This window comes from Gardnerella sp. KA00718 (assembly GCF_049244285.1).
Classification (GTDB): Bacteria; Actinomycetota; Actinomycetes; order Actinomycetales; family Bifidobacteriaceae; genus Bifidobacterium; species Bifidobacterium vaginale.
In genome coordinates, this window is sequence record NZ_CP058370.1 from 712426 (window position 1) to 731037 (window position 18612).

At 38.7% G+C, this 18612-nt stretch carries 15 protein-coding genes; 6 read left to right on the forward strand and 9 right to left on the reverse strand.

The genetic code is table 11. From position 1 onward, the window contains the following. Window positions 1-135 precede the first annotated feature (135 nt). Window positions 136-1467, reverse strand: a complete 1332-nt coding sequence (locus tag HXT55_RS02855; protein WP_004138216.1) for a Na+/H+ antiporter family protein — start codon at window positions 1465-1467, stop codon at window positions 136-138. Between the two features lie 278 nt (window positions 1468-1745). Between HXT55_RS02855 and HXT55_RS02860 the strand changes: the two genes are divergently transcribed. From HXT55_RS02860 to HXT55_RS02875, 4 genes are all read left to right on the forward strand, one after another. Then, entirely contained in the window at window positions 1746-2498 is a 753-nt protein-coding gene (locus HXT55_RS02860; RefSeq protein WP_004113203.1) for an SDR family NAD(P)-dependent oxidoreductase, read from the forward strand. Between the two features lie 11 nt (window positions 2499-2509). Further along, on the forward strand, window positions 2510-3472 hold the full coding sequence (locus HXT55_RS02865) for a 2-keto-3-deoxygluconate permease (protein WP_064623601.1): 963 nt from the start codon (window positions 2510-2512) through the stop codon (window positions 3470-3472). 610 nt (window positions 3473-4082) lie between these two features. Next, the gene (locus HXT55_RS02870) at window positions 4083-4850 is read left to right on the forward strand and encodes an ATP-binding cassette domain-containing protein (protein ID WP_020761271.1); all 768 of its coding nucleotides are present in this window, start codon (window positions 4083-4085) and stop codon (window positions 4848-4850) included. Next, the gene (locus tag HXT55_RS02875; protein ID WP_064623001.1) at window positions 4840-6918 is read left to right on the forward strand and encodes a YhgE/Pip domain-containing protein; all 2079 of its coding nucleotides are present in this window, start codon (window positions 4840-4842) and stop codon (window positions 6916-6918) included. The genes HXT55_RS02870 and HXT55_RS02875 overlap by 11 nt, the downstream gene beginning before the upstream one ends. Before the next feature lie 108 nt (window positions 6919-7026). Here HXT55_RS02875 and HXT55_RS02880 read toward each other — a convergent pair whose 3' ends face one another. Together HXT55_RS02880 and nox are read right to left on the reverse strand one after the other, a co-directional pair. Next, window positions 7027-8157, reverse strand: coding sequence for a 4-hydroxybutyrate dehydrogenase (locus HXT55_RS02880; protein WP_064623003.1), 1131 nt, complete (start codon window positions 8155-8157; stop codon window positions 7027-7029). A 181-nt stretch (window positions 8158-8338) separates the two neighbouring features. Continuing rightward, on the reverse strand, window positions 8339-9679 hold the full coding sequence (nox, locus tag HXT55_RS02885; protein ID WP_004113194.1) for a H2O-forming NADH oxidase: 1341 nt from the start codon (window positions 9677-9679) through the stop codon (window positions 8339-8341). 325 nt (window positions 9680-10004) lie between these two features. Between nox and HXT55_RS02890 the strand changes: the two genes are divergently transcribed. Continuing rightward, window positions 10005-10613: a pyroglutamyl-peptidase I gene (locus tag HXT55_RS02890; RefSeq protein WP_004114816.1), complete on the forward strand. Its 609-nt coding sequence runs from the start codon at window positions 10005-10007 to the stop codon at window positions 10611-10613. Between the two features lie 29 nt (window positions 10614-10642). Here the strand turns inward: HXT55_RS02890 and HXT55_RS02895 are convergent, their stop codons facing one another. Next, complete coding sequence (locus tag HXT55_RS02895; protein ID WP_004113191.1) at window positions 10643-11041, reverse strand: type II toxin-antitoxin system HicB family antitoxin; 399 nt, start codon at window positions 11039-11041, stop codon at window positions 10643-10645. Next, the gene (locus HXT55_RS02900) at window positions 11035-11388 is read right to left on the reverse strand and encodes a type II toxin-antitoxin system HicA family toxin (protein WP_013399666.1); all 354 of its coding nucleotides are present in this window, start codon (window positions 11386-11388) and stop codon (window positions 11035-11037) included. Before HXT55_RS02900 ends, HXT55_RS02895 begins: the two co-directional genes overlap by 7 nt. 235 nt (window positions 11389-11623) lie before the next feature. On the opposite strand from HXT55_RS02900, the gene HXT55_RS02905 reads away from it, so the two are divergent. Further along, window positions 11624-13108 carry a sensor histidine kinase gene (locus HXT55_RS02905; protein ID WP_004114821.1) on the forward strand — a complete coding sequence of 495 codons (1485 nt, stop codon included), beginning with the start codon at window positions 11624-11626 and terminating at the stop codon, window positions 13106-13108. A 7-nt stretch (window positions 13109-13115) separates the two neighbouring features. Here the strand turns inward: HXT55_RS02905 and HXT55_RS02910 are convergent, their stop codons facing one another. From HXT55_RS02910 to HXT55_RS02925, 4 genes are all read right to left on the reverse strand, one after another. Next, window positions 13116-13388, reverse strand: a complete 273-nt coding sequence (locus tag HXT55_RS02910) for a WhiB family transcriptional regulator (RefSeq protein ID WP_004113182.1) — start codon at window positions 13386-13388, stop codon at window positions 13116-13118. 179 nt (window positions 13389-13567) lie between these two features. After that, window positions 13568-15457, reverse strand: a complete 1890-nt coding sequence (locus tag HXT55_RS02915) for an FtsK/SpoIIIE domain-containing protein (protein WP_421792442.1) — start codon at window positions 15455-15457, stop codon at window positions 13568-13570. Between the two features lie 95 nt (window positions 15458-15552). Continuing rightward, window positions 15553-16938, reverse strand: a complete 1386-nt coding sequence (locus HXT55_RS02920) for an LCP family protein (RefSeq protein ID WP_009994387.1) — start codon at window positions 16936-16938, stop codon at window positions 15553-15555. A gap of 141 nt (window positions 16939-17079) precedes the next feature. Then, a complete protein-coding gene (locus HXT55_RS02925) occupies window positions 17080-18534 on the reverse strand; it encodes an LCP family protein (protein WP_285084903.1) in 1455 nt (484 codons plus the stop codon). Window positions 18535-18612: the final 78 nt, after the last annotated feature.

The window sequence follows — 18612 nt, forward strand, 5'->3', positions numbered from 1 at the left end:
TATAAGTGTTTATTGATAAAATTATCAATAAACACTTATATGCATTTTGAAATACTTAATCTCTATTGAATATTCAACTAAATATTTAGCTAAATAATATAAGATATTTAGTATCTAATCTTAAGAAATAATCTGCTAAATAAACTGAGATATTACAATACCTGCAACCATAAGTGGAATATTGAAGATAAGGAATGTTGGAATGCAAGTATCCCAAATGTGGCTATGCTGACCATCTGCATTTAGGCCAGAAGTAGGGCCAAGCGTTGTATCGGAAGCAGGGGAGCCTGCGTCTCCAAGAGCTGCAGCAGAAGACATAAGAAGAATTGTTGCAGGAGTGCTAAAACCAATACTTTGGCAAAGAGGCACGAACAAAACTGCAAGAATAGGAACCGTGCCAAACGAAGTGCCTATGCCCATAGTTACAAGCAAACCAATAATCGTAATAACGAATGCAGCGATTAGCTTGTTTTGACCCATAGAAGCAACTCCAAAGTGTACAAGCTCATTAACTCCGCCCGTAGCTTGAATCACGTTAGCGTAGCCGCCAGCAATGAGCATAATAAATGCAATAAGACCCATAAGCTTAACGCCGCCCATAAGCTGCTTATCGATATCTTTCCATGCAACGGCTCTAAAAATAATCATGGTTGCAAGACCTGCAAGAGAAGAAAGTGAAAGATCCTTACTAATAACTTGAACTACTACAACAACAATAATCGCAAGCATGGTTACATAGTGTGCTTTAGTAAGCGGGCCAACAACAGCGTCCGCTGCTCGAGTATCTGCTTCGGTTGTTTTATATTCGCGAGGCTTTCTGTATAGCACAAACACGGCGAATAGGAGGGCTGCAAGCATTGCAGCACCTAAATACCAGTTCACAGCGCTAACGTCTGAAACGCTAACTTTCATACCATTTTTAGAAAGATTAGTTGCAATAACTGTTTGGAAAATTAAGCCAAAGCCAAATGGAATAGCAATGTATGGCACTTCTAGTCCGAACGCAGTGCAGCATGCGGCGGCGCGGCGATCTAGCTTAAGCTTGTTCATAATGGAAAGAATTGGCGGAATAAGAATAGGAATGTAAGCAATATGAACAGGCACAATATTTTGAGACATGCATGCAATAATTGTTAGAACTGCAAGAAGAATAAATTTGTTTGTGCCGATAAGTTTACTGATTTTTTTAGAAATGATTTGAGCTAGGCCAGTTGCTGTAATTGCTTCTGCAAAAGTACCAAGAAGAATGTAGGCGAGCGCAGTTTGCGCATTTGTGGAAAAACCATCACATAGCAAAGCCATAATAGTATGGCTTCCATCTCCAAAAAGAGGGAGATGTCCAGCTATGCCTCCTGCAACGCATGCAACAATCATTGCGAGTAAAACATTGAGTTTAGCGAGACTTAACGCGCATAACACTACAACCGATACGATTACCGGATTGCATAGAATGTTTAAAATCTGCATACTGTTTCACCTCTTTTTAAAGTTATCTTCATTTTGATGTTTGCAAATAATATGTTTTTCAATTTTGATAATTTTTAAATTTTAATAATTAAAGACAATATCATAAAGATTTACGTAAAGTTTTATTTGCAAAGTAAAACTTAAATTACTTTTTTATAAAGTACTCTTTAAAAGTTAAATACACTAATTAAATACATTAATACAAATTTGTTAACAATAGCATTTAAGAGTAGACTCAGCCATGTTATTATCTCTTTTTCAGAAAGAAGGTAAAAACAATGAATTTCACAAATGACGTGGTCATTGTAACAGGAGGCGCCCAAGGAATCGGCAGAGAAGTCGTGCGAGGCGTACTAGATGGAGGCGGAAAGGTAATTATCGCCGATATCAATGAAGAAAAAGCAAACCAAACAAAATCTGAATTAGGTTCAGATAATATCTTTGTCTATAAGATAAATCTTGGTGATGTTCAAAATGTTAACGACGTTTTTGCGCAGATAATCAAAGATTTTGGCAAAGTGGATGTTTTGGTAAACTGCGGAGGCGTTGTATCAACTGTTCCATTTGAACAGTTAACAGACGCTGAATTTGATAGAACAGTAAAGATTAATCTTTACGGCACTTACGCAACAAACCATGCTTTATTTGAGCATTTTAAGGAAAATGGTGGCGGAAGAATAGTAAACGTTAGCTCTGTTGCTGGAAAAATTGGTGGCGGTTTACTAGGAACAGCAGCATACGCAACATCTAAAGCTGGTGTGAATGGTTTAACAAAAGCCGTTGCAAAAGAAGGCGGCAAGTATGGCATTCGTTGCAATGCAGTATGCCCATCTTATACTGAAACACCAATGACTCAAGCTTTGAAGGAAGATAAGGAAAAGGAAGCGAAAATTATTAACGCAATTCCTTTGCGCCGCAAAGCACAACCTGTGGAAATTGCGCAAATGATTCTATTCTTTGCATCTAAAGAAGCCTCCTTCGTTAACGGAGAGATTGGCGATGTTGATGGCGGAATCGTATTAGACGGCTGACGGAGAAAATCATGTTCGCAAACCTAAAAAGCCAAATCCCAAAAATAGACTTAAAGAAAATAAAAATTCCAGGAGCTACAATCGTTGTTCCTCTATTTATAGGATGCTTAGTAAACTCATGTTTCCCAGCATACTTAAAAATAGGTGGTTTTACAACAGCTGTAATTAACGGAACTGGTCCTTTAGTCGGCGCATTCATGCTTTGCATTGGAGCAAGTCTTTCATTTAAGAACGCTCCTAAAGCTTTGTGGCGCGGTGCTGTGATTATTAGCGTTAAGATCCTAACTGCTATTGTTATTGCTCTGCTTGTTTCCAAGTTCTGCAACAATAATCTACTTGGATTGTCAATGTTATCTATTTTGGGCGCAATGACTGTAGCTAATAATGCACTTTATTCTGGTATTACAGCAAACTATGGCACTGAAGTAGATCGTGGAGCTGTTGCTATGACAACCATAAGCGTTGGTCCAACAGTAACAATGATTGTTATGAACTCTTCTGGGCAAGCCGTAATACCATTCTGGCAGATTGTTGGATCAATTTTGCCTCTTGTTTTAGGAATGATTCTAGGAAATTGTTTCCCTTACATGAAGAAGCAACTGGTTAATGGCATAATCCCTATAACCATGATTCTTGGCTTTGTTCTAGGAGCAAACATGAACTTTGCTCAACTAGTTGAAGGTGGACTTTCTGGTGTGCTGCTTGGCATTATAGTGCTTTCTGGATTTGTATTTACAGTATTAGCAGATCGCTTCTTAACTAGGGGCTCTGGTATTGCTGGAGCTGCAATAAGTAGTACTGCAGCAAGTGCTGTTGCAACACCAGCTGCAATGATGGCTATAGATCCAAATTTGGCAAAAGCCGCATTAATAGCAACTCCTCAAATTGCTGCTGCAGTAATTATTACTGCTTTGGCTACACCATGGTTAACTGCACTAGTGAGTAAAAAATTTGCTAAAAAATCTAGCAAGTAATCAATAGATAATAAATAAATAAAAAATAGATAATAAATAAAATAAGTAATTCAGCCCTGCAAAATAAAATTTGTGGGGCTGAATTACTATTGCGATTGATTTTAGAAAGACGTAAACAACACTAAAATATGCCAGCAATGATTTACAAAAGCCAGCATTCGTCTCAAGTGGTTTAACTTTCATAAATAGATTTAAGATTATCTATGATATTTGGAAGTAACATGATTAAATCAAAAATGTGAGATTCTGTTATATATAGCGTATTTTTATGGCTAAAATATAGACAAATGAACAAAATGTCTAAAAATAAGTTAATATTTGTTCGACTTGAATAGTACGATGAAAGTACTTTCAGGAGACTGACGTCAATAATTGGTCTCTTGGCTGATAACATTTTGTTGCAGCATAGCAATATGAGGTAGTCGCCAAAATCATTACAGGCGATATCAGAATTAAATATTGAGTCTGAAGTTAGGAAAATCAAAAAATTAAAAATTGAAAATTGAAAAAGTTAGATGCAAAGGAGGAATGCATAGCAATTTCGATAGCAACATTAAAAATGTGTACCATTTAAAAATGTATGCCATCGGTATTTTGCCGCAGACAAATTATGCAAGAAGAACAAACACTTTTAGAAGCTAAAGAATTAGGCTTACAAATATTTAGAAGAACACCATTTTGGGACGTATCGTTAAAAGTAGAGCCTCATCAAATCGTTGCAATATCAGGTGAACACGGCTCTGGAAAATCAGCTTTGCTGCTTGCACTGTCTGGTTATATGAAATTTACGAACGGAACTCTTACTATTGCGGACTCAACTCTTCCTAACGATTTTAAAGAATCACGTAAATATGTGGGATTGGGATTATTCAACGGAATTAACGAATTCTACAAAATGCAAACAATAGAAGAAGTTTTGATGAGTGAGCTAAAACTCGCATCATCTTCGCCACTATTTCGCGAACAGTATAAAAATGATGTAAAAAATCGCGAAGCATTGCGCCAATACGCGTACAATCTTCTTGCTCAATGGAAAGTATTTTCTCCTCACAAAACAGCAATAGGAGAGTTGACTCCGTGCGAGCGCATGCGCTTGGCAATTGCGTTGGCATTATTAAAGCAACCGTGGTTGCTATTTGTTGATGGAGTTGAAACAGAGCTTACTAGCGAGCAAAGCGAATGCTTACTTTCCGATATTCGCGAATATGTTAGCAAAAACTACTGCTCCTGCCTTGTTGGAGTTTTGCAAAGTGAGTTAGAAAAGCAAGCGGATCAAGTCTTAAGACTTATGCCAAATAATGAGAAAGCAGAAAATTCTCATACTGATTCTCAACTTGCTACAAGTGAAGTAAATGGTGGTGAAAACAATGCACGTTAGTACTATTGCTCTTGCATTTCGTGAGATTAACAATACGATGAAAGGAAAAGCTCGAAAGCTTGTTATTGGAACCGTAGCTTTGATTCCACTTTTATACGGATCGCTTTACTTATGGGCATTTACAAATCCTTATAAGACTTTGGATACTGTGCCTGTGGCTGTTGTTGTTGAAGACAATGGCGCTATGATTAACGGCAAAATGCGAAACATTGGAAACGAAATCAAAACTCGTTTAAAGAATCAAAAAGACGGTAGTGAAGGTTTCCAATGGAATTTTGTAAATAGTGCTGAAGCAAATAAGGGCCTTAAAAATGGCAACTATTTTATGGTAGCAACTATTCCAGCTTCCTTCAGTAAGTGCATTGCTTCCGCGCAATACGATACTCCAACTAAAGCAAAACTTCACGTAAAGTACGATCAAGCAAGCAATATGCTGGCTTCACAAATTGGTAAAACTGCTTTCCGCACTATGCGTACTGAGATTAGCGAGGCGATTGCTCAAGAGTATTGGGAGCACATGTTTGCGAAAGTTAATTCAGCTTCCGATTCTCTTGGTGCTGCTGCAAACGGTGCTGGAGCATTGCATGAAGGTTCAAAGTCTTTGCAAGGCGGAATAAATAAGCTTGCAGATGGGTCGAATAAACTTTCGCAATCTTTGCAAAAACTTCAAGGCGGATTAGGGGAGCTTCAAAAAGGCGCGAATACGCTAACTGAAGCCAATGCTCGCAGCAAAGAAGGAGCTCAATATCTTGCACAAAAAACGCAAGATTTAGCAAACGGAGCCCAACAGTTAAGCGAAGGAACGCAAAGGCTATCGGCAGCGACAAGCGAATTCTATGAAGGAGCTCAAAAGCTTGCAGCTTCAAGCAACGAATTAGAAGAACATGTTAAAGCTGGAAACGCTGAAACAAAAGCACAAATTACTGGTCTTCTTATGCAAGCGCAAAACCCAGCAGTAACAAAGGAAGACGTGCTTGCTAATTTGCAAAGTTTGGCAGAAGGATTAGGTGAAAATTCTAATCTTCTAGAAACAAATCTTTCTGCTTTAAGCGCTGGAGCAGACAAGCTTTCTGCAGGAAGCTTGCAAATAAAGGGCGGTGCTGACGCAATATCTCAAGGTATTGAAGCTGTTAATACTGGCTCAAATAAGCTTGCTGCTGGAGCGAATAATCTTGCTGACGGTTTGGCTCAAGTAAGTAACGGTAGCGAGAAACTAAATAATGGCGTGAATGCAGCTGCACAAGGTTCTGCGAAAATAGTGAACGGTTCTGATCAGCTTAATTCCGGCGCTAAGAAGCTATCTGATAACACTCCAAAGCTTGTTGATGGTGCTAAGAAATTGCATGACGGGCTTAAAGATGCTCAAAAGTCTGGAAAAGTAAACGGTATTGTTCAAAAAAGTAAGATGATGAGCGCACCAGTTTCCTTGGAAGAGCACGAGTATTCGCACGTTGAAAACTATGGAACTGGTTTTGCTCCTTACTTTATTTCTATCGCCCTTTGGGTTGGTGCTCTTATGACAACATTCGTTTTGAGAGTTATGGATAGGCGAGCGATACTAAACGGCATGAATCCGCTTAAAAGCGCGCTTATTAGCTTGACGCCGTTTGTGATTATGGGCGTTGCGCAAGCGATTATTCTTATGGGCGTTGTTCAAGGAGCGTTGAAGTTCCAAATCGATAATGTTGGTGCATTCTACGCGCTGGGGATTATAGCGTCAATAGTCTTTATGGCTATAATGCAAATGATTATGGTGGTGTTCCGCATGCCAGGGCGAATAGTTGCGATTGTGCTACTTATGTTGCAAATCACAAGCTCTGCAGGAACGTTCCCAGTACAAATGACGCCGGCATTCTTTAGAGCTGTTCACCCATATTTGCCAATGACGTACTCGATTATGGGGTTGCGTCAAGCAATGTCTGGAAAGAACAGTGGTGAAATAGTTTCAGGCATTGGAATGCTTGTGCTTTTCGGCGTTATTGCGATTGCTATAACAAGTATTGCCTTCCGCATGAAGCGTACTGTAAAAATGTTTGATTTGCATCCTGTAATAACGCTTGATGCATAAGCGTTCATGTAGGCGCGATAATTAAAATCCCCGCAGCTCTTGTTGGTTGCGGGGATTTTTTAGTGAATTTTGTTTAATTTAGTTACTTTATAAATACGTTATCCGACTTTAGAAAGTAGACGCGTAGACTTCAGCAATAGCATCTTCGCTCATATGCATGTATGAATTCTTTAGAAGTCGCTGCTGTTCTTTAACAACGCTTGAAGCCCAATCGCGAATCATGTCTTTGGTCATGCCATACTCGTGAAGCTTGTGCTTAGGAAGAATCGTGTTAAGAACTTCGTCGAGCTTGTCTAGTACGTCTTCTTTTTGGCATTCAAGAATATTTGCCATGAAGCCGAAAAGCTTAGGAAGCTCAGTGTTTTCTGTGTTATTCTCGTTTGCGTCGTGCTTAGCATAGTATCGCAAAACGCTTGTAAGAAGCGCAGCATTTGTTTCGCCGTGAGCCACGTGGAAAGTTCCACCAAGCGGATAAGCCATCGCGTGAACGCAACCGCAGCCAGCGTTACCAAACGCAATACCAGCGTAAAGACTTGCCGAAACCAAGTCGCTTACAACTTGGCTTTTTGCGCTGCTGCCTTCTTTAACAACTCGCATATAACTTTGCAAAATAAGTCCGCAAGCCTTGTAACTAAACATTTTTGTAAGCTCGGTTGCAATAGGAGAAAGTGCGGACTCAATCGAATGCGTAAGAGCGTCAATAGAGCTGGTTGCAAAAACGTAATCAGGCAGGCTCTTTAACAATTCTGGAATAAGAACAGCGTCCGTAGCATAGCAAGCATCGTTCGCCAAACCCTTCTTGGTATTGCGCTTAGTAAGCGAGAACACCGCAACGTTCGTAACTTCGGAGCCAGTGCCGCAAGTAGTTGGAACAAGAATAAGATCCGCGCCTTTTTGTGCAGGAATCTTGCCGTCGACCAAATCTTCAAGTGGACTTGTTTGCTTCAACGCGCAAACCTTCGAAATATCCAAAACAGTGCCGCCGCCAATTCCAATCACGCGCTTTGGAGTAGTGTGAATGTCACTAACGATTGCATCAACCATTGCATCGCTCGGCTCGCCCTTGCCGTACTTTTCTTGGAAAATCACGTCGCAATCAAGATTCAAATCGCCAAAATAAGGCTCCCAAATATACTGGTTTGTAATAACCAAATCGCCCTTGCTGAGCTTGAATTCTTGCGCGAAGTCGCGTGCGTTCTCGAACTTATGAATAGTTGGTTTAATAGAAAGCTGCTTCATCCTAGACTCCTTTGTTTTAATCTGCATGTCTTACGCTAATATGCGCGTTTTAATTCGCGATTTGTGCGCGGATGATTAAAAAACCAAGCAACCGCTCCATTATAGAACAGATTGCTTGGTTTAATAAACGCGATTTAAGCTAATCGCAGAACTTAATCAGCAGAGATTAATCAGAAGCTAATCATCCCTTCAACAAAGCCGTGTAAGCTGCCATCGTAATGTAATTGTATGGCTGGTTGAAGTGAGGCATAAAGAAGATATCACACAATGCAAGCTCTTTAATCGTGACTTTCTTTTGAATAGCAAGAGAGAACAGGTGGATTGCTGCAGACATATCGTAGTTAGAAGCCAATTGGCATCCAACAATCACCTTAGAATCCTTCTTGTAAACAATGCGAATCTTAACTTTTGGATTCTCAACTTCCATAAACGCAGGCTTTTGAGTATCCTCAAAATCAACGTAATCAACGTCCATGCCCTCTTTTTGAGCAGCCGTTAAGCTCAAACCAGTGCAAACAAGCTTGTAGTCGTAAATCATCATTGCGCTAGAGCCTTGCACGCCCTCGGTTTCTACAGGAGTTCCGCAAACGTTGTGGCCTGCAATCAAGCCGCTTCTAACGGCATTAGTAGCGAGCGCAATGTAGTTTACGCGGCTTCGAGCGTTGTCGTAGATTGTAGCGCAATCGCCAATAGCGTACACGTCTGGGTCGGAAGTTTGCTGCTTTTTATCAACTAGGAAAGCGCCGTTTTCGTATTGCTTCAAATGATCTTTTCCAAGAGCAACATTTGGGTGGAATCCAATAGCACAAATCACCATGTCGGCGTCGTAAGTGCCCTTGCTTGTTTTAACAGCCTTAACTTCAGTATCTCCAACAATCTCTTCAACAGCTTGACCAAGCTCAAACTTAATGCCCTTATCTTCCATAATTCTCTTCAAATTATCGGAAAACTCTGGGTCAAAGTAGCCGTTAAGAATATGGTCTTCCATGTCGATGAGAGTCACGTTCTTGCCAAGGCGCTTAAAAGCTTCCGCAAGTTCCACGCCAATGTAGCCGCCGCCAAGAACCACAACGTTATTAAAATCGCGCTCTTGAAGTTTAGCAATAACAGTTTGCGCATTTTGGAAAAGCTTTACCATTTGCACGTTTTCCAAGTCAATGCCTTTAATGCGTGGCTTGTTTGGAAGGCTACCAGTAGCTAGAACGAGTTTATCGTAAGAATCGTGAATAACAGTGCCGTCTTTAAGCTCTACAGTAACTTCTTTCTTTGCGTAATCAATGTCTAGAACTTTGCTTTCAAGATTTACTTTTGCGCCCTTTTTAACGAAATCTTCTGGCTTCTGGTAGAACAGACCATCGCTGCTTTGAATCTGCTTTCCAATCCACAAAGCCATACCGCAGCCAAGGAAGGAAATGTTGCTATTCTGATCGTAAATTGTAAGATCGTTTCCTGGGTAGCTCAAAATGGTGTTAGCGCAGGCAGTGCCAGCATGATTTGCGCCAATCTGAATAATCTTGGTCATCGGTAATCTCTTTTCGTCGTTGATGTTACTGTTTAATTTTCATATGCGTGCTGTTAACCACATTGTTTGTTAGTTACACGCTGGTACTAAATCTTATTACATTGATACGAGTCTTGCTAATTTTGATTCTAGGTGTGTTGTTTCTGATTATTGTATAAGTTGTAATTACGATTTAATCTTTTCTATGAACGTGAAGTATGTAATAGAATCGTGAGTGTTTTGTATAAGTGCATTCGTGTATATATAGTTTCGCAATGTCTTTTGATAAATTTTGATAAACTTTGATAAAGTTTGATAAGTGAGAGTTGTATGAGGGGGTATTTTAATGCGTATTTTGATTACTGGTTTTACGCCGTTTGATAATGAGTCTATAAATCCGTCGTGGGAGATTGCGCAATCAGTGCATGCTCCTGAGGGTGTGGAACTTGTTCGTTTGCAGATTCCTACGGAATTTAACAAGGGTGCGCAAAAAGTTATTGAGAAAATAGAGGAAGTTCATCCTAATGCTGTGCTTTCGTTAGGGCAATTTGGCGGTTCTGCTTGTTTTAATGTCGAGTATGTTGGTATTAACTGTAGAGCTGCGCGCATACCGGATAATAGTGGATATAAGCCTTGGTATGAGCCTGTTGTGCAAGATGGTGATGTGGCTTATAAAGCGACTTTGCCAGTTGTAAGCATAGTTGACGCTTTAAATAAAGCAAAATTGCCGGCGTCTGTGTCTTTTTCTGCGGGCGCATACGTGTGTAATGACGTGCTTTACAGTGTTTGTCATTATTGCCAGACTAAAAAATTGCCAATTAAGAGCGGTTTCATTCACGTTCCGTATTTGCCTGAGCAGGTTCTCAATAAGCCGAGCACGAGTTCTATGAGTTTAGCTGATATGCTTCGAGGCATTGAAATTGCACTGCGAGTGATTGCAAGTGATTGCGAGTGATTGCTAGCAAATAGCCAGGTATTTATTTTCTATGCTCGCTCAAGCACGCGCTCAATAGCGTTGTTTTGCGAAAGAAGATAAACGCAATACTGGTTCATGCTTATGCCTTCGGCTTGAGATTGTTCAGCCAACTGCCTATGTAATTCCTTTGGAAGACGCAGTTTGAATTGCCCAGAATAATCATTTATCTCATGGTAAGACGGCTCTTTTATGTTTACTTTGCTTTGAAGTGCGGCTTCCAGCCAAGCCTTTTTAGCATCCTGCGCATTTGCTGCTGCTTCTTGTTCGGATTCTCCAGAACTCATGCACCCTGGCAAATCAGGGTAGTAGGACACAAATCCGCCTTCATCTGGATCTTTTACAATCTCCAGCTTGTATGGGAGTGACATGTAGTAGCTAAGCGTTTTATTCGTAAGTGTTTTCACCATATTTGATTTTCCTCTTTTATTTCTTCGTCTTCTGCTTCTACTACAGATTTCACCATTTCTACGTATATCTTTTTGATTGGTTCATGCTTAGGAATTGTAATTGGGTTGGCGTGATTTTTGCGAAAAGTATAATGACTGCTTCCGCTTCTTGGATTGCACATTTCATATCCGTAGGCTTCTAGCACTTTTTTCAATTCCTCAAATCTCATATCTTTAGATAAGCTAAGTATTCGCTTAAGTAATTTGTCCCATTGCGACATTTCACCCCCAGTTAATAGCGTGTTTTTGGTGTTTATAAAATTATAAGTGGTGTTACATATGGTGTCAATGTATTCGGTTTGCTGCATAGAAATTATGCAAATCATGATTTGGAGTGAAATATAAGAAACGATGCAAATTTAAACTAACTTTTGTTCGTACAAATATGGAAAGTCGTAAATTTATTTTATTAACAGAAATCTATGAACAGAAATTTATAAGACTATTTTATTAAAAGAGTTATTGTAATTTGTTGCCACGTAATTGGTAGGAGTAAATCCTCCATAGTTTTAGATTTATCCATGTGGCTATATTATTGTGGTTATGGCTGATTTTTCTCATATTCTTGCAACGCGTCCAGATTTTGATGAGTCTGATCGCGAATGGCTGCATCACCTTGTAGCAGACTGGCAGGTAATAGCAGACTTAAGTTTTGCAGACTTGCTTTTGATTATTCAAAACGGCAATGGTGATTACGTTGTAGCAGAACAATGTCGTCCGTCTACAGCAATTACACTTAGAACTGAAGATTTACTAGGTGTAAAACTAGACGAATCAATGCATCAAGAATTAAATGCAGCAATGAGTAAAGAAACAAGCTTCCACTCTTCTGTATTAAGAACTGTTGGAAGAGCAACAGTTTGTAATGTTTACGCCCCAGTGCGTCATAATGGCAAGACGTTAGGTCTTGTTCTTAGAGAAACAAATCTTGCTACAAGAGAATCAAACGGTAGGTATGAGACCGAAAGCATTAATGCTGGCAAAACTCTGTTCGACATGATTTCGCGAGAGCAATTTCCATACCACGATTCAATGCTAAATCAGCGCCACAATGCTAGAGTTGCAGATGGTTTTATTATTTTAGAAGAAAGCGGAGTTGTGCGCTATGCTTCTCCTAACGCAATTAGCTGTTTCCGTAGATTAGGCGGATTAGACACTATGCAAGGCGAGTTTCTATGCGAGTTTGGAGCAAGATTGTTGCACACAAACGATGTTGTTCCTGAAAGTTTGCCTCTTGTACTAAGCGGTAAAGCGGATGTTGATTGCGAACTAGAAGTTAATAATTCTGTTGTTTCTATGCGCTCGCTTCCATTGTATGGTCCAAATGATCGAACGGGTGCAGTTGTTCTTTGTCGTGATGTTACAGAGGTTCTCCGTAGGGAAAAAGAGCTTCAAACTAAGAATGCTACTATTTCTGAAATTCATCATCGTGTTAAGAATAATCTTCAAGCTGTTTCTGCTTTGCTTCGTCTTCAAGCTAGAAAAACTAAGTCTGCAGAAGTACGTAAAGAATTAGAAGAAGCACAAAGACGCGTTCAGACGATTGCTCTTGTCCACGAAGGTTTAAGTCAAACAGCTGATGAGGTTGTTGATTTTGATAAGGTTATTTCTAGTTTGCTTAAAATGTCTATTGAGCTTGCTTCGCAAAATCAGAATATTACGATAGATTTTTGTGGCAAGTTTGGCATGTTGGCAGCACAAGATGCAACTCCTCTTTCTCTTGTTTTAACAGAACTTGTGACTAACGCAGTAGAGCATGGTTTTGAGGGAGTTAGTGAAGGACATATTAAGATTTCTGTTGGTAGAGGTGGGGATAATCTGAGTATCGTCGTCGAAGATGATGGAGAGGGTATTGAAAGTGAGTCTTTGCACGGTATGGCTAAGTCTTCTGGATCTGGGTTAGGCACTCAGTTAATCAATACTTTTGTTACTAACGACTTTGGCGGAACAGTTAAATGGGAGCAACGTAGAGAAGGTGGAACTCGTGTTCTTCTCGACATTAAGCTACGAGTTCCAGGAGTGGAGTAGATGTAGATTACAGTTCTGCATTTTGGTTTCTTCTTGCACGTATAGCCCTGCGTTTTAGTGATCGTCGTTCATCTTCACTAAGACCACCCCATACGCCGTAATCTTGGCTTGTTTCAAGCGCGCATCTTAGGCAATTGTCTGCAACGTTACAAGTTCTGCACACTGCTTTGGCTTCCTCAACCTGCTGATTAGATGCACTGTTACTTCCTACTGGGAAGAAAAGCTCAGGATCTTTGTCTCTGCATGCTGCTTTTGAACGCCAATCAAATGCGCTGCTCATAAATAAATATCCCCTTTAAAAAACGTAGCTTACGCTGGTTAAAACTATTATTAAACTTTGTTTTTAAAAACTATCCGCACTCAAGGAAACCATGAATATAACTTTTTTTCAAGACTTTTTTAAGAATTTTTTATTTTTTTAATTTTTTGAATAATTTAAAATATTTTTTATGTAAAGCCTTATGTAAAACTTAAAATCTGTAATAGATTAGCACTTCCAGGAATTACCATTACGCATCTTCCTGGAGTTTGATAATCATCTACATTAAGAGTTTTTAGCAAGTCTGATGGTATTCCGAGCATTGTATCTGTCCCAGCATCTCCTGTTGGGAATATTATTCTTACTGGTGCTTGTTCTGGTATGCGAATATGCCTTGCGTTTTGTGCGCAGAAAATTACAGTTATTTTTGGATTGACTAGTTTACTTTGAAATTCTTGAGACTTTGTGTCGCTACTAAAAGGTTCTAGCAGTGAGTCTGCATTGTCTAAAATATAAATATTTTGCGAATTGTTGTATGTGTTTCTTGATTTTATAGCTTTAGAAATTACGTTTATAAGATTAGTTTTTCCTCTCTTATTTCCTCCAATAATTGCGATATTTCCCAGATTTGTAGGTAGAATTGCCTCGCTTAAATTAATGCCATCGTCTTTTAAGCCTATTAACAATCCATCTTCTTTACTTAAGTCATAGCTAAAGTCAGAATTAAACCTAGAAGATTTATCGTTGCAAAAAGTATTATTGCAATAATTTTTGATTGTTGAATAACCTAAATATCTTGGTAATGGAGCACTGAATAGTTGTTTAGGTTGATTATAGTAGTAGAATTTTCCAGCTAATTTTATTGCTTGTATAAGAGAATCTTTGTTTCTGCTTTGTGAGCATTGTAATGCTATTATTCCATCTCCAGTGTTGCAGTATGCTGCTCCAGGATTGTTTGGATTTATGCTCGCTGCACAAGATGATCCTAATAATTCATGAGATTGCATTGCATCTCTAACTCTTAAACATATGTTTATAGACATATTTGCTTTCATGTCTGCATTTACTTGTGCCATTGGATTCTGTGTGCATGCTATAAGGTGCATTCCTAAGGATCTTCCAACTGATGCTATTCGTATAAGACGATTCATGTAGTCTGGCAATTGATTTTTTAATGCGTGAAATTCGTCTATAACAATAGCCAGTGAAGGCTGGTATGGTTTTACTTGATTAATATCATGGCATCCTTGGCATGCTACTAATCTTTCTCTTCTATCTAATTCTTTTTCTAATCCTCTAAGTGCTCTTACTGCATGTTGAAGGTTTAGATCTCCTACATTCCCAATGCTGTGTGGGAGTGTGGAAAGAGCATCAAATGTGGCTCCACCCTTAAAATCCATAAAAACAAATTGCAAAGATTTGGGGGAGTAGTTGAATGCTAAAGCCAAACACCATGATGTTAGTAACACAGATTTGCCTGAGCCTGTTGTACCTGCTACAAGAGCGTGTGGTCCGTTTCTAATAAGGTCTAAACAAAAATATCCGTTTTCACTTATCCCGATTGGTGCTACGAGTTTTTTATTTGACTCATTGGAAGATTTTAGCCAAGAGTAAACAACATTTTTCCATGGAGGAGTACTGCTATTTACTATATTTTTAGAATTACTTATGTTGCTTATTTGATTAGCATTATTTATCAGTATTGCTTCTAAATTTATTGGAACAAGCGTATTTGGAACACCTTGAACATGCTGGCGACTTATCCTTTTAGAAAATTGTGTTTCAACACGTTTTTTAATATTATTTTCGTTTTTGTTATCACTTTTCTTATTCACATTGTATTGAATAATTTGTGGTATTAAGCAAGCAATATACATCATTATGCTTGGGACAACCATTGCTAGCATCATCCAACTTTTTTGCAAGCACGCCATTATTGCTAGAGCAATATTGGCAAAAATTGGCACAATATTAGCGATAATCTGCATCCAAAACATTGATTTTGAGGATGCGTTTTTATTATAGATTGCGTTGTTTTCATAGTTTCCGTAGTTTTTACATTCCTTATATTCCATAGCGCAATCATGCATGAGTTTTTACAGTTTGTGCAAGGAAAATACAGCAGTGTGGTTAAAGGTTTAAATACGATAAAACTTTTGTGTTAATCGTGTTAATCGTATTCGTATTATTGTTGATTCATTAATTCTGCAAGTGTTCCTACGCTTCCAGGAGCATGTGTTCCTGCAGATAACTGGTTGAATAATTCAATATTCTTGGCGTCGTCTAACAATACTGATGATCCGACTCCGTAAACCTCATAATCAGGGTTTGTCCAATAAACTGTTCCCGTTACACCATCTTTTCCTGTAGCTTCTTTAAACGCAAGCCCCATGTTTAGTAGTGTTCCAGGATTTGTGTTTTCGTCTAACATTGCTGAATCGAGAGATGCTTTTGCAAATCCTTTTACGGTCCCAAAATTTGTAAGTGTGCTGCTAGATAATGCTTTTTTCATTATTGCGCTTATCACCATGCGTTGTCTTGCTGCTCTACCAAAGTCGGATTGTGGATCCGCGTATCTCATTCTGGAAAAAGCTAGCGCAACTGTTCCGTCTACGCTATGGCATCCAGCTGTCCAATTAAGACCACTGTATGCATCATTTACAGTACGGTTATAGCATAAATCTATTCCGCCCAAAGAATTTACAACTTTTGTAAGTCCTTCGAATTTTATTTCTGCTACATGATCTATTTTGTGACCAGTTATTTTTTCGACTGTTTTTGTTAAGGCTCGTTTTCCAATATCTTGCGCAACAGTGTTTATTTTCATTTGCTGACCATTTATTGAAACAAGCGAGTCTCTTGGAATTGATATTAAAGAGCTGTGTCCGCTTACAGGTTTTGTTAGTACAAGAATAGTGTCTGTTCTAAAGCCTGTTATCTCTTTAGCCTCTTCGCCTTCTCTCTGGTCTGATCCTAGAATAAGCCATGTTGTTTCTTGAGTGTCTTCTGTATTAGTCAACCATGGTTCGCGTTTTATTTGTGAATCAACCCAGTTCCAAGATAACGCTCCACACACTCCTACAATAATTAAGAGCGTTACTAACAATAAAGTTAAATATTTTAAGAAATGATGTTTTTTTCTATAACCTATAGGGTTATTAGCAGGATTATCAATTGATTCTACATCGTCTGGTTTTTCAAAGATTTTATTAGACGTTCCTATATAAGACTCAGGTGAAATCATATACGATTCGGAATTTGAATATGCTGTGCTAATCGGTTGCACATTAATTGATGGTGTTATATTCGATATTTTTGGATGACTTGTGTTGCCGTTTTTGCGCGATGTTGGTGCAAAAGATGGTGCTTTTTGATTGATTTGTGAGTTTTGATTTTCTATTTCTTTAAATTTGTGATTCTGTTTAGGAGGAAAACTCGGTATTGCATTTCCATTATTTGCGCTTGTATTGTGTGAGTAAGAGCCATTCTTATTTTTTCTACGATTAGATGGTGCAAAACTAGGAGGATTATTCTGATTCCCTGAAGCGTCTTCTGGACGTTGCTGGCTCATTTATCCTCCTGTAGCATAACTCGTATGTGTTTGCTAATTAATAATTTCTAATCGTATTAACTCAATGCAATAACTAACAATGGCATTATAAAGCATTGTGGTTATAAAGTAGTGTCGAAAATATATTTTCTATCTTTCTTATTATTTCCCTTTTGGAACTGCGCAAATAGTGTTATTTAAGTATTTATCTGCAATACCCATGTAATGCCCAGTATTTGGATCTCTTATTGTTCCATCATTTGGATCCACTATGCCTCCACTATTTGGGTCTATTAGTCTGCCTAATTCGTCTTTAGCTAATCCAGTTTTTGGATTAATAGCGCTAAGTTTTCCTGCTGGTCCGCTATTTGTAGAATCGTAGGAACCTGTACCGTTCGTATTATCCGAATCGTCATTTGAGACATTGGAATCTTTAGAAGTTGATTTTTTATCTTCTTTAGAATTTTTCTTTGTAGATTTTTCAGACTTACTTTGCTTAGAGGCAAGATGCTTAGTAAGTGGTTTATTTTCTCTCATCAATTCCCAAACGTATTCTGCACTGTCGTCAAGAATAACACGATTCTCGTCAGCTGGATCAGCTGTAATCGGTATTGTTTGTGCATAAATATTAGAAGTATTTAACTTGTGAAGGCTTGTTGCTAATCCAACCAGTGTCGCAGGATTTGCTAATCCTTCGCTTATATTAAGCGATTTTAGAGCAGATTTTGCAAGCTGATATAGCTGACCAGATTGTGTGAACAAGTTTTTAGACAATGCTTGATGAATAAGCTGTTTTAGTAGATATTGTTGACGCGTAGTTCTCATAATATCTGAGCCGTCACTTGCAGTATCATGCCTCATTCTTGCATACTGTGTTGCTTGAACACCATCTAAATGCTGTAATCCGTGCTTTAAATTAACTCCAGTGTAGTAATCCTTAGTATCTACTGGAATACACAAATTTACGCCGCCTATTGCGTTAATCATGTCGCTTAGACCACTAAAGTCCGCAACAATGAAATTAGTTATATCTAATCCAGTAATTTCATTTACTGTTGCAAGAGTGCATGATGCTGCCGACGCTAAATCTCCGCCTTTAGCGTACCCAAGAGCAAAAATAGAATTAAACATCACTTTGCGCCTGGAAGGAATTTTTCCATTAGTCGTATTGCATGATGCTGCTTTAACCATTGAGTCTCTTGGAATAGAAACAATATTTATATAGGATCTGTCTGCGCTGATTTGAACAATCATCGCCGTATCTGATTGATGATTTTCATCTTCGCCACCGCCCTGAAAAGCACGGTTTCTGCCTTCTCGAGTATCTTGACCAAGAACAAGAATGTTGATTGTTTTACCAGCGTTAGGGTCTACTGCTTGAACTTTTTTGCCATCTTTTGTAATCATGTTAACAACACGAGATTGTATTGTAGACGAAAAATCAAGCCAAACAGCTGCTATGATTGTAGAAAAGAAGGCTAGAATGGCAACAATAACAATAGAAATTAATTTACGAGAATTATCTAAAATATGATTGCTTAAGCTATGATGTGGAGCTGAGGAGTCCCAATAGTTAGTTTGGTACCGGCGGTCTTGTTCATAGCGAGAGGCTGCCATGCTTCCTTCTTTCGTAAACACACATATAAGCCACTATTATAGTGCATTCTATTGAGAATTATCTAAACATGCATAATA